A 19573-nucleotide genomic window follows, 5' to 3' on the forward strand; every position below is an offset into this window, starting at 1 on the left:
TGTTTTAAAAACAAATGACGTAAAAGGTAACATGTGACGTTTGCGACTGTGATCGGCATAGCAGTGCCTGAGTAAAGGCGTCGTCGCTCTGCGAGGTGCTTTCCAGATTCTAAAATTAGACTTTTTGTATTAATGAAACTTGCGGATAATACTTATCCGGAAGACGACCAACAGGCTCCATGGGCCAGGGACAAAGGATGACACCGTTTCGCTTAGCCGCGATTTCTCTCGCGCTGCTTACCACATTTTCGCTTGTCGGCTGTGATAACAGCGACGATAACTCTCAGGTTGCGGCTCCCGCAGCATCCACAGCAACGACACCGAAAGCACCGGAAAAGCCGGACGCTGAAAAGCTGGCAACGCTGGCGGCACAGAGTCAGGGCAAAGCGCTCACCCTGCTGGATACCTCAGAGGTGCAGCTTGATGGCGCGGCCACGCTGGTGCTGACCTTCTCTGTTCCGCTCAATCCCGATCAGGATTTCGCCAAAACAGTGCATGTGGTGGATAAAAAAAGCGGCAAGGTTGACGGGGCGTGGGAACTCGCACCTAACCTGAAAGAGCTACGCCTGCGCCATCTGGAGCCCAACCGCAATCTGGTTGTCACCGTTGAACGTGATTTGCAGGCGCTGAACAAAGCGACATTTGGTATCGATTACGAAAAAGCCCTGACTACCCGGGATGTTGAACCGACGGTCGGTTTTGCCAGCCGTGGCTCGCTGCTGCCGGGCAAGGTGGTGGAAGGTCTGCCGGTAATGGCGCTCAACGTCAACAATGTTGACGTGAATTTCTACCGCGTGAAGCCTGAATCCCTGGCCTCCTTTGTCAGCCAGTGGGAGTACCGTAACTCCCTGACCAATTGGGAGTCCGATAATCTGCTCAAAATGGCGGACCTGGTGTATACCGGCCGGTTTGACCTCAATCCGGCACGCAACACCCGTGAAAAACTGCTGTTGCCGCTGCGGGATATTAAGCCGCTCCAGCAGTCAGGCGTGTACATCGCGGTCATGAATCAGGCCGGGCACTATAACTACAGCAATGCCGCGACGCTCTTTACCTTAAGTGATATTGGGTTGTCCGCTCACCGTTATCATAATCGTCTGGATATTTTCACCCAGAGCCTGGAAGATGGCGCGGCGCAATCCGGCGTTACCGTCACCCTGTTGAATGATAAAGGGCAGACGCTTGCCGAAGCGAACAGCGATGCTGACGGCCACGCAAAACTTGAGACTGACAAAGAAGCCGCGCTGATTCTGGCCAGCAAAGACGGACAGACCACGCTGCTTGACCTCAAGCTTCCGGCCCTCGATCTGGCGGAGTTTGATATCGCAGGTAGCCCTGGCTACAGCAAGCAATTCTTTATGTTTGGCCCGCGCGATCTCTATCGCCCTGGCGAAACGGTGATCCTCAATGGTTTGCTGCGCGACAGCGACGGTAAACCGCTTCCTGCCCAGCCGGTTAAACTCGACGTACTGCGCCCGGACGGACAGGTGGCGCGCACGGTTGTCGTCCAGCCTGAGAACGGCCTCTATCGCTTCAATTATTCCCTGGACGGCGGGGCGCAGACCGGTATGTGGCATATCCGCGCCAATACCGGCGATAACCAACAGCGCCTGTGGGATTTCCACGTTGAAGATTTTATGCCGGAGCGTATGGCGCTTAATCTGACGGGACAAAAAGCGCCGGTTTCCACCGAGGATAACGTCGACTTTAACATTGCGGGTTATTACCTGTATGGCGCACCTGCCAACGGAAATTCCCTGCAAGGCCAGCTTTTCCTGCGACCGCTGCGCGAAGCCGTCGCTGCACTGCCGGGCTTCCAGTTTGGTGATATCGCCGAAGAGAACCTGAGCCGCAGCCTGGATGAAGTTCAGCTAACCCTTGATGAACAGGGGCGCGGACAGGTCTCGACCGAAAGCCAGTGGAAAGAGGCGCATTCACCGCTGCAGCTGATCCTGCAGGCCAGCCTTCTGGAATCGGGCGGTCGCCCGGTGACGCGCCGTGCTGAGCAGGCCATCTGGCCGGCGGCTGATCTGCCGGGTATCCGTCCTCAGTTTGCCAGTAAGGCCGTTTATGACTACCGCACTGACACCACCGTCAACCAGCCGATCGTGGATGAAAACGGCAATGCCAGCTTTGATATCGTCTATGCCGATGCCAGCGGGGCAAAAAAGGCGGTTTCCGGGTTACAGGTTCGCCTGATCCGTGAGCGCCGTGACTACTACTGGAACTGGTCAGAGAGCGATGGCTGGCAGTCACAGTTTGATCAGAAAGACCTGGTGGAGGGCGAGCAGGAGCTGACCCTCAAGGCCGATGAAACCGGTAAAGTGACCTTCCCGGTGGAGTGGGGCTCGTACCGTCTGGAGGTCAAAGCGCCGGACGACATGGTCAGCAGCGTGCGCTTCTGGGCCGGCTACAGCTGGCAGGATAATAGCGACGGCACCGGTGCCGCTCGCCCCGACCGTGTGACCATGAAACTGGACAAGCCTTCCTATCAGCCGGGAGATACCATCCAGCTGCATATCGCTGCTCCGGCGGCGGGTAAAGGCTATGCGATGATCGAGTCCAGCGAAGGGCCGCTGTGGTGGAAAGAGATCGACGTACCGGCCAACGGGCTCGATCTCTCAATCCCGGTGGATAAGGCCTGGAAACGTCACGATCTCTATCTCAGCACGCTGGTGGTACGCCCTGGCGATAAATCCAAATCAGCGACGCCGAAACGTGCCGTCGGGTTACTGCATCTGCCGATGGGCGATGAGAATCGCCGCCTGAATGTCGCGCTGGAAAATCCGCAGAAAATGCGGCCAAACCAGACGCTGTCCGTGAAGGTGAAGGCCAGCGTCAAAGACGGCGCCGTTCCGCAGAAAGTGAATGTGCTGATCTCGGCAGTGGACAGCGGCGTGTTGAACATCACCGATTACGTTACCCCGGATCCGTGGGAAGCGTTCTTCGGTCAGAAGCGCTACGGCGCGGATATCTACGATATTTACGGTCAGGTCATTGAAGGGCAGGGCGGCATGGCTGCACTGCGCTTTGGTGGTGACGGCGATGAGCTTAAGCGCGGCGGTAAACCACCGGTGAACCACGTGACTATCATTGCCCAGCAGGCGCAGCCGGTCGAGCTCGATGCTAACGGTGAAGGGACCGTGACGCTGCCCATTGGAGACTTCAACGGCGAGCTGCGTCTGATGGCGCAGGCCTGGACGGAAGATGATTTCGGCAGCAGCGAAGGTAAAGTGATTGTCGCCGCCCCAATCATTACCGAACTGAACACGCCGCGCTTCCTGGCAAGTGGCGATACCTCACGCCTGACGCTGGATGTGACCAACCTGACGGACCAGCCGCAAACGCTGAACGTTGCCTTTACCGCTACCGGCAAGCTGTCGCTTGAGGGCGCACAGCCGCAGCCCGTGAAGTTACCGCCGGGCGCGCGCAGCACCCTGTTTATACCGGTACGTGCGCTGGATGGCTACGGTGATGGTGAAGTGACCGCTCAGGTGACCGGCCTGCAGCTGCCGGGCGAGACTTTCGCTGCACAACAGAAGAGCTGGAAAATCGGCGTTCGTCCGGCATTCCCGGCGCAGACCGTTAACACCGGTGCCATGCTGAATCCTGGTGAGTCGTGGAGTGCACCGGCGCAGCACCTTAATGGCTTCTCTCCTGCCACGCTACAGGGACAATTGCTGCTGAGCGGGAAACCGCCTCTGAATCTGGCGCGCTATATTCGTGAGCTGCAGGCATACCCGTATGGCTGTCTGGAGCAAACCACCAGTGGTCTGTTCCCGTCGCTCTACACCAACGCGGCGCAGTTGACCGCGCTTGGCATCAAAGGGGATACGGATGACAAGCGCCGTGCGGCCATTGATATCGGGATCTCCCGTCTGCTGCAGATGCAGCGTGATGACGGAGGTTTCGCGCTTTGGGATAAAAACGGTCCGGAGGAGTACTGGCTCACCGCCTATGTCACTGACTTCCTGGTTCGTGCAGGCGAGCAGGGCTACAGCGTGCCTGCTGAGGCGGTTAACAACGCCAACAGCCGCTTGCTGCGTTACCTGCAGGACCCGGGCATGATGTCCATTCGCTACAGCGATGATACCCAGGCCAGTAAATTTGCGGTGCAGGCCTATGCCGCGCTGGTGCTGGCTCGCCAGCAAAAAGCCCCGCTTGGTGCGTTGCGTGAAATCTGGGAACGTCACGGACAGGCCGCTTCCGGGCTGCCGCTGATGCAGCTGGGGATGGCGCTTAAATTGATGGGCGACGCACCGCGCAGCCAGCAGGCGCTGGGTCTGGCCATCAAAACGCCGCGTAGCGACAGCAAGAATTGGATGGCCGATTATGGCAGTGCGCTTCGTGATAATGCGCTGATGCTCTCTCTGCTTGAGGAGTACAAGCTTCTGCCGGATGCGCAAAATACGCTGCTGAACGCCTTGTCGGAACAAGCTTTCAGCCAGCGCTGGCTCTCGACCCAGGAGAGTAACGCCCTGTTCCTGGCCGGACGCTCGCTGCAAACTTTGTCCGGTGCATGGCAGGCGCAAACGTCTCTGGCGGATACCGCATCAGGTGGTGATAAAGCCCTGGTACAGAACGTGAACGGCGACCAGCTTGGCGCGTTGCAGGTGACCAATACCGGTAGCACACCGCTGTGGGTACGCCTTGATGGCACCGGTTATCCGGCATCTGCACCTCAGCCATCGTCTAACGTGCTGCAGATTGAGCGCCATATTCTGGCAACCGACGGTAGCACAAAGTCGCTCACGTCACTGAAGAGCGGCGAGCTGGTGCTGGTATGGCTTGAAGTGAAGGCCAGCCAGAACGTGCCGGATGCGCTGGTTGTCGATCTCCTCCCGGCGGGACTGGAACTGGAAAACCAGAACCTGGCGAGCAGCAGCGCCAGCCTGCAGGACAGCGGCAGCGAAGTGCAGAACCTGCTCAGTCAGATGCAGCAGGCGGATATTCAGCATATGGAATTCCGCGACGATCGCTTTGTGGCGGCGGTGCCGGTTAACGAAGGGCAGCCGGTCACGCTGGTTTATCTGGCGCGCGCCGTGACGCCGGGAACCTATGAGGTGCCGGTCCCGATGGTGGAGTCCATGTATGTTCCGCAGTGGCGGGCAACAGGTGCGGCCAGTGGCCCGCTGATTGTTGTACCGTAATATGCGCCTTGTACGTCTGATACGCTCCCGCTGGCTGTGGCTGGCGGGAGCGCTTCTCGTTTTATGGGGGCTGATCCTGGCCGCTGATCGCCTGTGGCCGTTGCCTCTGAAAGAGGTCAACCCCGCACGGGTGGTGGTGGACGAAAAGGGCACGCCGCTCTGGCGTTTTGCCGACAGCGAAGGGATCTGGCGCTATCCGGTCACTCTCGAAGAGGTTTCTCCCCGCTATCTTGAAGCCTTGATCCAGTATGAAGATCGCTGGTTCTGGGACCATCCAGGCGTGAATCCGTTCTCTGTACTGCGCGCAGCCTGGCAGGATCTTACCTCCGGGAGGGTTGTCTCAGGCGGCAGCACGCTCACTATGCAGGTGGCGCGCCTGCTGGATCCGCATCCGCGCACTTTTGGTGGCAAAATTCGTCAGCTCTGGCGAGCCATGCAGCTTGAGTGGCACCTATCTAAGCGCGACATCCTCACGCTTTATCTTAACCGTGCCCCGTTTGGCGGTACGCTGCAGGGGATTGGTGCGGCAAGCTGGACCTATCTCGGCAAACCGCCTTCGCAACTCAGCTATTCCGAAGCGGCGCTGCTCGCCGTATTGCCGCAGGCGCCAAGCCGGTTGCGTCCTGACCGCTGGCCGGAACGTGCAGAAGCGGCACGCAACAAAGTGCTCGACCGGATGGTGACGCAGGGCGTCTGGTCGGCAAGCCAGGTTAAGGAGTCCCGTGAAGAAGCGGTATGGCTGGCGCCCCGGCAAATGCCGCAGTTGGCACCGCTCTTTTCGCGCATGATGCTCAGTAAAAGTCGCGATACTAAAATTGTGACTACCTTAGATGCGTCCCTGCAGAGGCAGCTTGAAGAACTGGCGATGAACTGGAAATCCCGCCTGCCAGCACGCAGTTCGCTGGCAATGATCGTCGTCGATCACACGGATATGAAAGTGCGTGGCTGGGTGGGATCGGTCGACATTAACGATGACACCCGGTTTAGCCATGTGGATATGGTGAATGCGATCCGATCGCCGGGATCGGTGCTCAAACCCTTTATCTACGGTATGGCGCTGGACGACGGTTTGATCCACCCGGCATCGCTGCTCCAGGATGTTCCAAGAAAAACGGGGGATTATCGCCCGGGTAATTTCGACAGTGGGTTTCATGGGCCGGTGAGTATGAGTGAAGCGCTGGTACGTTCCCTTAATCTGCCCGCCGTGCAGGTGCTCGAGGCATACGGACCAAAACGTTTTGCTGCGATGTTGAGTAATGCAGGTTTGCCGCTGATTTTACCTGCTGGCGCACAGCCGAATTTATCGCTGATCCTGGGCGGGGCAGGGGCGCGGCTGGCCGATATCACCGCGGCCTATAGCGCGTTCGCCCGACACGGTAAAGCGGGCCGGCTGCGCTTACAGCCAGGCGATCCCTTGTCAGAGCGGCCGTTGTTATCCCAGGGCTCGGCGTGGATCATTCGCCGTATTCTGGCCAATGAGGCGCAGCCGCTGCCGGACAATGCGCTGCCTCAGGTGGTACCTCTGGCATGGAAAACGGGAACCAGCTATGGCTACCGTGACGCATGGGCGGTAGGGCTGAATGCCCGTTACGTTATTGGGATCTGGACCGGACGACCGGACGGCACGCCTGTGGCGGGTCAGTTTGGGTTTGCGAGCGCGGTACCTCTGCTTAACCAGGTGAATAATGTACTGCAGTCTGGTTCAACGCTCGATCAGGCGCGTCTGCCACGCGACCCGCGTCCTGACGGTGTGGGACGCGGCGTCATCTGTTGGCCGGGCGGCCAGTCGCTGCCGGAAGGGAGCGAAAATTGCCGTCGTCGCCTGGCGACCTGGCTGCTGGACGGCAGCGAGCCGCCGACGTTGCTCTTACCGGAACAGGAAGGTATTCGCGGGATCCGCTTCCCGGTCTGGCTGGATAAAGAGAGCAAACGCGTGGCGGCAGACTGCCCGGATGCGACCGAGAAAGTTCTGGATGTCTGGCCGCTGCCGCTGGAACCCTGGCTCCCTGCAGCCGAGCGGCGCTCAGCACGGATCCCTTCGCCATCGGCTACCTGTCCGCCCTTGTCGCAGGACTCACCTGCACCGCTGATGTTGACTGGCGTGCGTGAAGGCGCGGTTATCAAGCGTCTGCCGGGGGAATCCCGCGTCTCGTTACCGCTACAGGCAACCGGCAATAGCGGTGAACGCTGGTGGTTTTTGAATGGCGAACCGCTGGCGGTGAAAAGCCGGGTTTACACCTTGCAGCTTGATAAATCAGGCGATTATCAGGTGCTGGTGATGGATGAAGCGGGGCAGGTGGCGACGGTGAATTTCACGCTGCAGTAGCGTTAAACGTCTCTTCTGCTGTGAGCTGTTGCTAATCTTCGTCTCATTTTAAAAAAATGTTACCTGAATCCATAGGCAATGGCGCTATTGCTCATTATAATCCGCGCCACACCATACTCAGGTATGAAAAACAACAGAACATTTACAGAGGTTATCATGGCTATTGAACGTACTTTTTCCATCATCAAACCAAACGCGGTGGCAAAAAACGTTATTGGCAGCATCTTTGCTCGCTTTGAATCAGCAGGGTTCAAAATCGTTGGCACCAAAATGCTGCACCTGACCGTTGAGCAGGCTCGCGGTTTCTACGCTGAGCACGAAGGTCGTCCATTCTTCGACGGTCTGGTTGAGTTCATGACTTCTGGCCCGATCGTTGTATCCGTACTGGAAGGCGAAAACGCAGTACAGCGTCACCGTGACCTGCTGGGTGCGACCAACCCGGATAACGCACTGGCTGGTACCCTGCGCGCTGACTATGCAGACAGCTTCACCGAGAACGGCACCCACGGTTCCGATTCTGTTGAATCTGCCGCTCGTGAAATCGCGTTCTTCTTCGCTGAAGGCGAAGTGTGTCCACGTACCCGTTAATTTAACGGTTTCGTTTACACATTATTTTCGTAAATGCCGCGTGCAGACGTGGCATCCCTGCGCCAGACTTTGTACAATGCAACGCCCCGGACGAGCAGACTGCTTTCCGGGGCGTTTCTTTTCAACCCTCCATGGGCCATAACGTGTAACAACGAGGCCGGAAAAAATTATGTCTGAATTAGTGAATACCTCCGAAGTCGCCATTCCTGCGGTTCCAAATAAAAATGGAAAAATTAACCTGCTGGATCTGAACCGTCAGCAGATGCGCGAGTTCTTTAAAGAGATGGGCGAGAAGCCGTTTCGTGCCGATCAGGTCATGAAATGGATGTACCACTATTGCAGCGACAACTTTGATGACATGACTGACATCAACAAAGTGCTGCGCAATAAGCTCAAAGAAGTGGCTGAAATCCGTGCACCAGAAGTGGTGGAGGAGCAGCGCTCTGCCGATGGCACCATCAAATGGGCGATTGCCGTTGGCGATCAGCGCGTTGAAACCGTCTACATCCCGGAAGAAGACCGCGCCACGCTGTGCGTCTCCTCTCAGGTAGGCTGTGCGCTGGAGTGCAAGTTCTGCTCAACCGCTCAGCAAGGATTCAACCGTAACCTGCGCGTGTCTGAAATTATCGGCCAGGTGTGGCGTGCGGCGAAAATCGTCGGTGCGGCGAAAGTGACCGGGACCCGTCCAATCACCAACGTAGTGATGATGGGCATGGGCGAGCCACTGCTGAACCTGACCAACGTCGTTCCGGCGATGGAAATCATGCTGGATGACTTCGGCTTCGGTCTGTCCAAGCGTCGCGTAACGCTGTCGACGTCAGGCGTAGTGCCTGCACTGGACAAGCTGGGCGACATGATTGACGTTGCGCTGGCGATCTCCCTGCATGCACCAAACGACGAAATCCGTGACGAAATTGTACCCATCAACAAAAAGTACAATATCGAAACTTTCCTCGCCGCCGTGCGTCGCTACCTGGAGAAATCCAACGCGAACCAGGGCCGCGTGACGATCGAGTATGTCATGCTCGATCACGTAAACGACGGTACCGAGCATGCGCATCAGCTGGCTGAACTGCTGAAAGATACGCCGTGCAAAATCAACCTGATTCCATGGAACCCGTTCCCGGGTGCGCCTTATGGCCGTAGCTCGAACAGCCGTATCGACCGTTTCTCCAAGGTGCTGATGGAGTATGGTTTCACCACTATCGTGCGTAAAACCCGTGGTGATGATATCGATGCTGCATGCGGACAGCTGGCAGGTGATGTGATTGACCGTACCAAACGTACCCTGCGTAAACGTATGCAGGGCGAGACGATTGCGGTCAAAGCTGTTTGATTCTTATGCACTCACGGCGCATTATTTGCGCCGTGAAGCATAATCTTACTGAATAATCAGTCAGATTCGTGATGACTGATCAATAATTACGGTGCGTTTCATCCGACTTTCGGGCAGTATGTAACGACGTAACAACAGTTTATCCTGACGGGCAGGGCTGTGCTGTCATCTCCGGGCTGACAGTCTTATACTGTCTGTTCAAGGTTAACTGATCAGAACTTTCGCGGTGCGGGTGGCATTGTGACTTACCGGCACCTGAACCCTTTTTTTTCACGTACCAGTAGTTGTAGCGAATGAATACTGAAGCCACTCACGACCAACATGAAGCACTCTCCACTGGCGTTCGTCTTCGCAACGCCCGTGAACAACTCGGACTCAGCCAGCAAGCCGTTGCAGAACGCTTATGTCTGAAGGTTTCCACGGTTCGCGATATTGAAGAAGATAAGGCTCCGGCCGATCTGGCTTCAACATTTCTGCGTGGTTACATCCGCTCTTATGCAAAACTGGTGCATATCCCTGAAGAAGAATTACTGCCAATGATGGAGAAGCAGGCACCGGTCCGCGCAGCAAAAGTTGCGCCGATGCAGACCTTCTCCCTGGGAAAACGTCGTAAAAAACGTGATGGCTGGCTGATGAGCTTTACCTGGCTGGTGCTGTTTGTGGTGATCGGCCTGACGGGCGCATGGTGGTGGCAAAACCACAAGGCGCAGCAGGAAGAGATCACCACCATGGCCGATCAATCCTCCGCCGAGCTCAATCAGTCCGGCAATGACAACGCTCAGAGCGTGCCGCTGAATACCGAAGGTGCTGCCACCTCCAGCGAGCCGCAGACTGCCGCGACCGATGCGCCTGCAACCGATGCCGGGCAGGCACCCGCCGCAACGGCTAATACTCCTGCGCCTCAGGCTCAGGATCAAAACGCGGTGGTTGCCCCTTCTCAGGCAAACGTGGATACCGCGACCAACGCGCCAGCGGCCACTCAGCCTGCGGACAACGGTGCTGCGTCACTGCCAACCAACCCGGCCGGAACGGCTGCGCCGGCGGCGGACCCAAATGCGCTGGTGATGAACTTCTCTGCTGACTGCTGGCTGGAAGTGACCGATGCAACAGGTAAAAAACTGTTCAGTGGTCTGCAGCGTAAAGATGGCACGTTAAACCTAACCGGCCAGGCACCGTATAAACTTAAAATCGGCGCTCCGGCAGCAGTACAGATCCAGTATCAAGGAAAACCTGTCGACCTGAGCCGCTTTATCAGAACTAACCAGGTTGCGCGTCTTACCGTTAATGCCGAACAATCAGCAGCACAGTAACAGACGGGCAACGCGGGAGATTTTTCATGCATAACCAGGCTCCGATTCAACGTAGAAAATCGAAACGGATTTACGTTGGTAATGTGCCAATCGGCGATGGGGCTCCTATCGCCGTCCAGTCGATGACCAACACGCGCACCACAGACGTGGAAGCGACGGTCAATCAGATCAAAGCGTTAGAACGTGTAGGCGCGGACATTGTTCGCGTCTCCGTGCCGACAATGGATGCCGCTGAGGCGTTCAAACTGATCAAACAGCAGGTCAGCGTTCCGCTGGTTGCTGATATCCACTTCGATTACCGCATTGCGCTGAAAGTTGCTGAATATGGCGTCGACTGCCTGCGTATTAACCCGGGCAATATCGGTAACGAAGAGCGTATCCGCATGGTGGTGGATTGCGCCCGCGATAAAAATATTCCTATCCGTATCGGCGTTAACGCCGGTTCCCTGGAAAAAGATCTGCAGGAAAAATACGGTGAGCCAACGCCGCAGGCGCTGCTTGAATCCGCGATGCGTCACGTTGATCATCTTGATCGTCTGAACTTTGATCAGTTCAAAGTCAGCGTAAAAGCCTCAGATGTGTTCCTGGCAGTAGAGTCTTATCGCCTGCTGGCAAAACAGATCGATCAGCCTTTGCACCTCGGGATTACGGAAGCCGGTGGCCTTCGTAGCGGTTCCGTTAAATCGGCGATCGGTCTGGGGCTGCTGCTCTCGGAAGGGATCGGTGACACCCTGCGCGTTTCGCTGGCGGCCGATCCGGTAGAAGAGATCAAAGTCGGTTTCGATATCCTCAAATCACTGCGTATCCGCGCACGTGGGATCAACTTCATTGCCTGCCCAACCTGTTCACGTCAGGAATTTGACGTGATTGGCACGGTGAATGCGCTTGAGCAACGTCTGGAAGATATCATCAACCCGATGGACGTCTCCATCATCGGGTGCGTGGTAAACGGTCCGGGTGAAGCCCTGGTGTCAACGCTCGGCGTCACCGGCGGTAACAAGAAAAGTGGTCTCTATGAAGATGGCGTGCGTAAAGATCGTCTGGATAATAGTGACATGATCGACCAGCTTGAAGCCCGCATCCGTGCCAAAGCAACAATGATGGATGAAGCGCAGCGCATCAGCGTTCAGCAGGTTGAAAAATAACGTGATGGGAAGCGTGGCGCTTCCCATGTATGATTGAACCCATTCTTTGGGTTCTTTTTTGTATATAGAAAGAGAATAAACGTGGCAAAAAACATTCAAGCCATCCGCGGCATGAACGATTATCTGCCTGGCGAAACCGCCATCTGGCAGCGCATTGAAGGCACACTCAAACAGGTGCTCGGCAGCTACGGTTACAGCGAAATCCGTTTGCCGATTGTAGAGCAGACCCCGTTATTCAAACGCGCGATCGGCGAAGTGACCGACGTGGTTGAAAAAGAGATGTACACCTTTGAGGACCGCAACGGCGACAGCCTGACACTGCGTCCGGAAGGTACGGCGGGCTGCGTACGCGCCGGCATCGAACATGGTCTCCTGTACAATCAGGAGCAGCGCCTGTGGTATATCGGCCCGATGTTCCGCCACGAACGTCCACAGAAAGGTCGTTATCGCCAGTTCAACCAGTTGGGTGTGGAAGTCTTTGGCCTGCAGGGCCCGGACATTGACGCCGAACTGATTATGTTGACTGCCCGCTGGTGGCGTGCGCTCGGCATTGCTGAGCACGTCTCACTGGAACTGAACTCCATCGGTTCTCTGGAAGCACGCGCGAACTACCGTGACGCACTGGTTGCGTTCCTGGAGCAGCACAAAGAGAAGCTGGACGAAGACTGCAAACGTCGTATGTACAGCAACCCACTGCGCGTGCTGGATTCCAAAAACCCTGACGTACAGGCGCTGTTGAACGATGCACCTGCATTGGGCGACTACCTGGACGAAGCGTCGCGTGAGCACTTTGCGGGTCTGTGCAAACTGCTGGAAGCCGCGGGCATTGCTTATACCGTGAACCAGCGTCTGGTGCGCGGTCTGGACTACTACAACCGCACCGTGTTCGAGTGGGTGACATCCAGCCTCGGTTCCCAGGGCACCGTGTGTGCCGGCGGTCGTTATGACGGTCTGGTTGAGCAGCTTGGTGGTCGTCCAGCCCCTGGCGTTGGCTTCGCCATGGGCCTTGAGCGACTTGTTTTGCTGGTTCAGGCAGTTAATCCGGAATTTAAAGCAGATTCCGTTGTCGATATATACCTGGTAGCCTCAGGCGCGGAAACGCAGCCTGCGGCAATGCAGCTTGCGGAACGCGTGCGTGATGCACTGCCGGACGTGAAGCTGATGACCAACCATGGCGGCGGCAACTTCAAAAAACAGTTTGCTCGTGCCGATAAATGGGGCGCAAGTATTGCACTGGTGCTGGGCGAGTCCGAAGTGGCTAACGGCGAAGTGGTTGTGAAAGACCTGCGCTCGGGTGAGCAGACAACGGTAACGCAGGACGGCGTTGCGGCGCACTTGCGCACTCTATTGGGCTAAGGAGAAGGACTGCGTGGAAATTTACGAGAACGAACACGATCAGGTCGACGCGATTAAACGCTTCTTTGTCGAAAACGGCAAGGCGCTGGTTGTTGGGGTTATTTTAGGTGTCGGTGCGCTGGTAGGCTGGCGTTACTGGAACAGTCATCAGGCGGACTCCGCGCGTGACGCGTCGCTGTCGTATGAAAATACCGTTAGCGCAATCCGTGCCGATCAGCCGCAAACGCTGACGGCGGCAGAGAAATTTGCCGCTGACAACAAAAACACCTACGGTGCGCTGGCCGCACTGGAAGTGGCGCAGCAGTACGTTGATAAGAACGAGCTGGATAAAGCCGCTAGCCTGCTGTCACAAGGGCTAACCGCCGCCAGTGATGAAAATCTGAAAGCGGTAATCAATCTGCGCCTGGCTCGTATTCAGGTTCAGCAGAAAAAAGCTGACGATGCGCTGAAAACGCTCGATACCATCAAAGGTGAAGGTTTTGCTGCCATTGTTGCCGATCTGCGCGGTGAAGCACTGCTGAGCAAAGGTGACAAAGCGGGCGCGCGTAAAGCGTGGCAAGCTGGCGTAGAGAGCAAAGCTTCACCTGCGCTGAGCGAAATGATGCAGATGAAAATAAATAATTTGTCCGTCTGAGAGGGACCCGATGCAATTGCGTAAATTACTTCTGCCAGGACTGCTTTCTGTTACGTTATTGAGTGGCTGTTCACTGTTCAGTGGCGAAGAAGACGTTGTGAAAATGTCCCCACTGCCGACTGTTGAAAACCAGTTTACCCCGTCCACCGCGTGGAGCACCTCCGTGGGCGATGGTATTGGTGATTTTTATTCCAACCTGCACCCGGCTTTTGCCGACAGCGTTATCTATGCGGCTGACCGCAAAGGTACCGTGAAGGCGGTTAATGCCGATGACGGGAAAGAAGTGTGGTCGGTTAACCTGGCGGAAAAAGACGGCTGGTTCTCTCGTAAACCGGCACTGCTTTCTGGCGGTCTGACCGTTGCCGGTGGGCATGTGTACGTGGGTAGCGAAAAAGCCCAGGTCTATGCTCTCAACACCAGCGATGGTTCTGTTGCATGGCAAACCTCCGTGGCCGGTGAGTCTCTGTCTCGTCCGGTCGTGAGCGACGGCATGGTACTGATCCACACCAGCAACGGCCAGCTGCAGGCGCTGAACGAAGCCGATGGTCTGGTGAAATGGACCGTGAACCTGGATATGCCTTCCTTGTCCCTGCGCGGTGAATCTGCGCCGGCTACCGCCTTTGGTGCTGCCATTGTTGGCGGTGACAACGGTCGTGTAAGCGCGGTACTGATGCAGCAAGGCCAGATGATCTGGCAGCAGCGTATTTCCCAGGCGACAGGCTCAACGGAAATCGATCGTCTGAGCGATGTCGACACGACCCCGGTTATCGTAGACGGTGTGGTTTACGCACTGGCCTATAACGGTAACCTGACCGCGCTGGATCTGCGCAGCGGCCAGGTCATGTGGAAACGTGAACTGGGCTCGGTAAATGATTTCGTGGTTGATGGCAACCGTATCTATATGGTTGATCAGAACGACCGTCTGCTGGCGCTCAGCACCGAAGGTGGTGTTACGCTGTGGACGCAAAGCGATCTGCTGCACCGTCTGCTGACCGCACCAGCACTGTATAACGGTAGCCTGGTGGTGGGTGATAGCGAAGGGTATATGCACTGGATTGACCCGGACAACGGTCGTTTTGTTGCTCAGCAAAAAGTCGACAGCTCAGGTTTCCTGACGGAACCGGTCGTGGCTGACGGCAAACTGCTGATTCAGGCAAAAGACGGCACGCTGTACGCGATCACGCGTTAATTACCCAGCGGTTGTAGTATACTAAACGGCTCCTGTTCACTCAGGAGCCGTTTTGACATTTTTAAAAACGCCGCAAATGCGACGTTTATTTGAATTTTATGAGGCTTCAAACATGGTACCTGTGGTCGCGCTTGTCGGGCGCCCTAACGTTGGAAAATCCACTCTTTTTAACCGTTTAACACGCACCCGTGATGCGCTGGTTGCGGATTTCCCGGGGCTGACGCGTGACCGTAAGTACGGTCGTGCAGAAGTAGAAGGACGCGAGTTCATCTGTATTGATACCGGTGGTATTGACGGGACAGAAGATGGTGTTGAAACCCGTATGGCGGAACAGTCGCTGCTGGCGATTGAAGAAGCTGACGTGGTTCTGTTTATGGTGGACGCTCGCGCAGGCCTGATGCCGGCGGACTCCGCTATTGCGAAACATCTGCGCTCGCGTGAAAAACCCACTTTCCTGGTGGCGAACAAAACTGACGGTATTGATGCAGACCAGGCGGTTGCGGATTTCTGGTCCTTAGGTCTGGGCGAAATCTACCCGATCGCGGCATCTCATGGCCGTGGCGTGACCAGCCTGCTGGAAACCGTTTTGCTGCCGTGGGTTGATGAAGTTAACCCGCCGGAAGAGATCGATGAAGACGCCGAATATTGGGCGCAGTTCGAAGACGGCGAAGCGGGCGAGGAAGAGCCTGAAGACGACTTCAACCCGCAGGATCTGCCGATCAAACTGGCCATCGTGGGCCGTCCAAACGTAGGTAAGTCTACACTTACTAACCGTATCCTCGGCGAAGAGCGTGTGGTCGTTTACGACATGCCGGGCACCACCCGCGACAGTATTTATATCCCGATGCAGCGCGATGAGCGTGAGTATGTGCTCATTGACACCGCAGGCGTACGTAAGCGCGGGAAAATCACCGATGTGGTTGAAAAATTCTCCGTTATCAAGACCCTGCAGGCGATTGAAGATGCCAACGTGGTCATGCTGGTCATCGATGCGCGTGAAGGTATCTCCGATCAGGACCTTTCTCTGCTCGGCTTCATTCTGAATAGTGGGCGCTCACTCGTTATCGTGGTCAACAAATGGGATGGCCTGAGTAATGAGGTGAGAGAGCAGGTGAAAGAGACGCTCGACTTCCGTCTGGGCTTTATCGACTTTGCTCGCGTGCACTTTATCTCTGCGTTACACGGCAGCGGTGTAGGTAATCTGTTTGAGTCCGTGCGTGAAGCGTACGACAGCTCCACCCGTCGTCAGAGCACCGCCATGCTGACCCGTATCATGAACATGGCAGCAGAAGACCATCAGCCGCCGCTGGTGCGTGGTCGTCGCGTGAAGCTGAAATATGCTCACGCCGGTGGTTATAACCCACCAATCGTGGTGATTCACGGCAACCAGGTTAAAGACCTGCCGGATTCCTACAAGCGCTATCTGATGAACTACTTCCGTAAATCACTGGACGTAATGGGCACGCCAATCCGCATCCAGTTCAAGGAAGGGGAGAACCCGTTCGCCAACAAGCGCAATACCCTGACGCCAAACCAGATGCGTAAGCGTAAGCGTTTGATTAAGCACATTAAGAAAAGCAAATAAGCGTTGCCGTTCTTTCTGAAGCCCGCGTTGATCGCGGGCTTTTTTTCGCCCGCTCATACCGCCAGTCCACTCTGTGTGATGTCAATCACTATTCACTTTTAACCAAGTTTAAATCTAAGAAAGTAGACAATCATCGAATTTTCATCTTAAAGTCCAGGGTCCGGTACTAGACAAAACTAGCGACTGGTTATCAAATGGTTAACTAACTTTTCGCTGCATGTAAAAAATCGGTCAGATACGTAACTGGCCGGCGTACATGCTGGTGTTTACAAGCACGACACATACCTTCCTGGGAGAATTATGCAATCCTCTGTTAATCAAAAAGAAAGCCGAACGTTCTTCGGCCACCCTTATCCGCTCGGTTCGCTGTTCTTTACCGAGATGTGGGAACGTTTCTCGTTTTACGGCATTCGCCCATTACTGATCCTGTTTATGGCCGCCACCGTGTATGACGGCGGGATGGGGCTGGCACGTGAAAACGCGTCGGCAATTGTGGGCATCTTTGCCGGCACCATGTACCTGGCCGCACTGCCGGGTGGGTGGCTGGCGGATAACTGGCTCGGCCAGCAGAAAGCCGTCTGGTACGGATCCATCCTGATTGCGCTCGGCCACCTGTCGATTGCGCTTTCGGCCATCATGGGCGATAACCTGTTCTTTATCGGCCTGATGTTCATCGTGCTCGGTTCTGGTCTGTTTAAAACCTGTATCTCGGTCATGGTGGGGACGCTGTACAAAAAAGGCGATGCGCGTCGTGACGGCGGTTTCTCGCTGTTCTACATGGGCATCAACATGGGCTCGTTTATCGCGCCGCTGATTTCCGGCTGGCTGATTAAATCTCACGGCTGGCACTGGGGCTTCGGCATTGGTGGCATCGGGATGCTGGTTGCCCTGATCATCTTCCGCGTGTTTGCCGTTCCGGCAATGAAACGCTATGACAGCGAAGTGGGGCTGGACTCGACCTGGAATAGCCCGGTGGTGAAAAGAAACGGCGTGGGCGCATGGTTGCTGGCGCTGGCTGTGGGTGTAGCTGTTATCGTTACGCTGATCGCGCAGGGTGTGATTGTGATTAACCCGGTTGCGGTAGCCAGCGTGCTGGTTTACGTGATTGCGGCGTCCGTTGCCCTTTACTTTATCTACCTGTTCCTTTTTGCGGGCCTGAATCGTAAAGAGCGTGCCAGACTTCTGGTCTGTTTTATTCTGCTGGTCTCCGCTGCGTTCTTCTGGTCCGCCTTCGAGCAGAAGCCAACGTCATTCAACCTCTTTGCCAACGACTACACTAACCGCATGATCGGTGACTTCGAAATCCCGGCGGTATGGTTCCAGTCGATTAACGCCCTGTTCATCATCCTGCTGGCGCCGGTATTCAGCTGGGCCTGGCCGAAACTTGCCAGCATGAACATTCGTCCGAGCAGTATCACCAAGTTTGTTATTGGTATTTTGTGTGCCGCCGCAGGCTTTGGTCTGATGATGCTGGCTGCGCAGAACGTACTGAATAACGGTGGCGCGGGCGTGTCGCCATTCTGGCTGGTGGGGAGCATTTTGATGCTGACGCTGGGGGAACTGTGCCTGAGCCCGATTGGTCTGGCGACCATGACGCTGCTGGCACCGGAAAGAATGCGTGGGCAGATGATGGGCCTGTGGTTCTGCGCAAGTGCGCTGGGCAACCTGGCGGCAGGTCTGATTGGCGGTCACGTGAAGGCCGACCAGCTAGATATGCTGCCGGATCTCTTCGCACGTTGCTCCATCGCGCTGCTGATTTGTGCTGCGGTGCTGATCGTCCTCATTGTTCCGGTACGTCGCATGCTGGAAAATGCGCAGACTAAACCGGCCGCTAACGCCTGATAACGCCTCGCTCGTCGATACCGGGGCAGGCGTTTGCCCCGGTAATTTACTCGACGAGGTAGAAGATGCTGTTAGGGTTTGTTGGGCTTGGCGCGGTGGTGGAAACCGCTTATTTACCCGCACTACACAATCTGTATGGCGATTCACTGCACTGCCTGGGTTTTGATGTTCAGCCTGGCAGGCACCCTGAAGGCGTAACGCGCTGCGCCTCTCTCACCGAACTTCTCTCGCATCCTCTTGATACCCTGTTTATTACCACGGTTTCTCTGCAGCATCTTGAGGTGCTGGAGTACGCCCTGGCGTCTCCTGTGGCGCGGATCGTGGTTGAAAAACCCATCGTCGCCACGCTCTCGCAGCTCGAAAAACTGAACAGACTGCTGGCGTTGCCCGGTGCGGCGTCCCGTGTGCTCGCACTTGACCACTGGATGGCGCGCCTCGCAACGGTTCAGCTTGGGCTGATCGGGACTTTTGCTGATATCGCCAGAATTGACGGTTTTTTGCAGGAACCGAGCGGGTTTAACGCAAAAGGAGAACCTGTCGCGCTTAACTTCGCGACGGGTGAAGTGGACACCCGCACGCTTCGCCATCCTGACGGCGTTATCCTGGACATCGGCACGCATGTGCTGGCGATGCTGCGTGAAACGGTGCGTTATCTGGGGGGCGGGGATGATATGACGCTGCAGGTGGTGGCCGCTACTGACCGGCTTGGGCGTGAGATCAAACAGGGCGATCTCACCACGGCAGAGGGCAGCGCTCATCTTCGCGGGCAGCTTAGTGGCATTCCGGTGGAGATTTGGCTCAACAAATATGCGGGACCGTCAGGCGGGCAAAAAGGGTTACGGCTGTATCTGCATGACGGGCGCGTCATAAGCCACGATCGTCACGGAGCAGAAGATGTGCTCGTGCTGACGGACGGCGATCGGGTTCAGCGCTGGCATATTCCAGGCACGATTTATACGCACTGCCTGGCAGAGCGCATTCTGGGGCAGAAAAGTCTGTTCGAATGTGACCCGGAAGAAGTGAGCCGGACGACACGCCGTCGAATGGCGGAAGTAGAACTGCTGCTGACCTTACAGCAACAGCTGCGTGGCCCGCACTGAGTGCTGCGTGTT

12 protein-coding genes are annotated in these 19573 nt (G+C 56.2%); all 12 read left to right on the plus strand.

Annotated elements, in window-relative coordinates; all coding sequences use genetic code 11:
- The first annotated feature begins 197 nt into the window (after positions 1–197).
- The gene (locus QMG44_RS20120) at positions 198–5150 is read left to right on the plus strand and encodes an alpha-2-macroglobulin (RefSeq protein ID WP_086532216.1); all 4953 of its coding nucleotides are present in this window, start codon (positions 198–200) and stop codon (positions 5148–5150) included.
- A gap of 1 nt (position 5151) precedes the next feature.
- Positions 5152–7476 carry a peptidoglycan glycosyltransferase PbpC gene (gene pbpC, locus QMG44_RS20125; protein WP_086532217.1) on the plus strand — a complete coding sequence of 775 codons (2325 nt, stop codon included), beginning with the start codon at positions 5152–5154 and terminating at the stop codon, positions 7474–7476.
- Positions 7477–7632: 156 nt separating this feature from the next.
- Positions 7633–8064: a nucleoside-diphosphate kinase gene (gene ndk / locus QMG44_RS20130; protein ID WP_003860625.1), complete on the plus strand. Its 432-nt coding sequence runs from the start codon at positions 7633–7635 to the stop codon at positions 8062–8064.
- 169 nt (positions 8065–8233) lie between these two features.
- A complete protein-coding gene (locus tag QMG44_RS20135) occupies positions 8234–9400 on the plus strand; it encodes a bifunctional tRNA (adenosine(37)-C2)-methyltransferase TrmG/ribosomal RNA large subunit methyltransferase RlmN (protein ID WP_014171168.1) in 1167 nt (388 codons plus the stop codon).
- 293 nt (positions 9401–9693) lie between these two features.
- Complete coding sequence (gene rodZ, locus QMG44_RS20140) at positions 9694–10710, plus strand: cytoskeleton protein RodZ (RefSeq protein WP_049022480.1); 1017 nt, start codon at positions 9694–9696, stop codon at positions 10708–10710.
- A 26-nt stretch (positions 10711–10736) separates the two neighbouring features.
- Positions 10737–11855: a flavodoxin-dependent (E)-4-hydroxy-3-methylbut-2-enyl-diphosphate synthase gene (ispG, locus tag QMG44_RS20145; RefSeq protein WP_281853263.1), complete on the plus strand. Its 1119-nt coding sequence runs from the start codon at positions 10737–10739 to the stop codon at positions 11853–11855.
- A gap of 81 nt (positions 11856–11936) precedes the next feature.
- Entirely contained in the window at positions 11937–13211 is a 1275-nt protein-coding gene (gene hisS, locus QMG44_RS20150; RefSeq protein ID WP_020883031.1) for a histidine--tRNA ligase, read from the plus strand.
- A 13-nt stretch (positions 13212–13224) separates the two neighbouring features.
- The gene (locus QMG44_RS20155; protein ID WP_020883032.1) at positions 13225–13845 is read left to right on the plus strand and encodes a YfgM family protein; all 621 of its coding nucleotides are present in this window, start codon (positions 13225–13227) and stop codon (positions 13843–13845) included.
- 10 nt (positions 13846–13855) lie between these two features.
- Positions 13856–15034: an outer membrane protein assembly factor BamB gene (gene bamB, locus QMG44_RS20160; protein WP_014171163.1), complete on the plus strand. Its 1179-nt coding sequence runs from the start codon at positions 13856–13858 to the stop codon at positions 15032–15034.
- Between the two features lie 112 nt (positions 15035–15146).
- Positions 15147–16619, plus strand: a complete 1473-nt coding sequence (gene der, locus QMG44_RS20165) for a ribosome biogenesis GTPase Der (RefSeq protein WP_020883033.1) — start codon at positions 15147–15149, stop codon at positions 16617–16619.
- Between the two features lie 300 nt (positions 16620–16919).
- Positions 16920–18461 carry a peptide MFS transporter gene (locus QMG44_RS20170; protein WP_025203468.1) on the plus strand — a complete coding sequence of 514 codons (1542 nt, stop codon included), beginning with the start codon at positions 16920–16922 and terminating at the stop codon, positions 18459–18461.
- 65 nt (positions 18462–18526) lie between these two features.
- Positions 18527–19561 (plus strand): oxidoreductase, encoded by a 1035-nt coding sequence (locus tag QMG44_RS20175; RefSeq protein WP_040018145.1) that lies wholly within the window; start codon positions 18527–18529, stop codon positions 19559–19561.
- Positions 19562–19573 lie beyond the last annotated feature (12 nt).

This window comes from Enterobacter sp. 200527-13 (genome assembly GCF_027924865.1).
GTDB lineage: Bacteria > Pseudomonadota > Gammaproteobacteria > Enterobacterales > Enterobacteriaceae > Enterobacter > Enterobacter ludwigii.